The sequence below is a fragment of the Pedobacter sp. 22226 genome, assembly GCF_052045455.1.
In the GTDB taxonomy this organism is placed as follows: domain Bacteria; phylum Bacteroidota; class Bacteroidia; order Sphingobacteriales; family Sphingobacteriaceae; genus Pedobacter; species Pedobacter jeongneungensis.
The window spans coordinates 1-779 of record NZ_JBQEPB010000023.1 but is presented as its reverse complement, the minus strand read 5'-3'; the positions used below and the strand labels follow the sequence as shown (position 1 = coordinate 779).

Below are 779 nucleotides of genomic sequence, written 5' to 3'. Positions count from 1 at the left end.
AAATCTTTATCGGCCTGGGTTAAGGTGTACACCTCCACATCGGTTGTGGTTGCACCCGGGGCAAGTCCGCCGGCGACGGTAACCACCTTATTGTTTAAGCCCAGTTTTGCATCAGATAAGGTAATGGTATTTAAAGTAATAGAACCTGTATTCTTGATGGTGAAGGTATAGGTTACTTTATTGCCATTGAATACCGACGTTTTAACCAGGGCAATTGATCCGGCATTTGGAACCTGTGTTACCGTTGGGGCATCATTATTCTCGGCTGTACCGGAAACATCGCTTACCGGAAGGTTTGCCGGTGTCCTTGCGCTCACATTAGCAGAGTTGGTTACGCTGCCCGCATCTTTATCGGCCTGGGTTAACTGGTAAACATAGGTATCGGTAATGGTACCGCCCGGGGTAACATTGCCTGAATAGGTTTTGTTCAATCCAAGTTTGGCATCCGCTAAGTTTACCACGTGCAGGGTAACATTTCCGCTATTCCTTATGGTAAAGTTATAGGTGATGCTGTTTCCATCTGCACTTAGCGTACCCGTTTTAACCAGGGTAATGGTAGATGCCGGAGCAATTACCGTTATGGTTGCATCACCAGCAGCAGGTGTATTCGGATCATCAGATAGTTTGCTGATTGTTGTACCACCCGGCGTTTGTGCAGTTGCTGAAGCCTGGTTGGTAAACGAACCTGCATTCACCTCGGTTAAAGTAACGGTGTGTTTAGCGGTTACGGTTACACTTGCACCTGGTAATAAGCTGACAATGCCTGCAGGAGTGATTGA

At 47.1% G+C, this 779-nt stretch carries 1 protein-coding gene; it reads right to left on the bottom strand.

The annotated features are described in order from the left end of the window. Positions 1-779: DUF7507 domain-containing protein (locus tag ACTJKC_RS25370; protein WP_440796459.1), on the bottom strand; the 779-nt coding region annotated here is incomplete at both ends.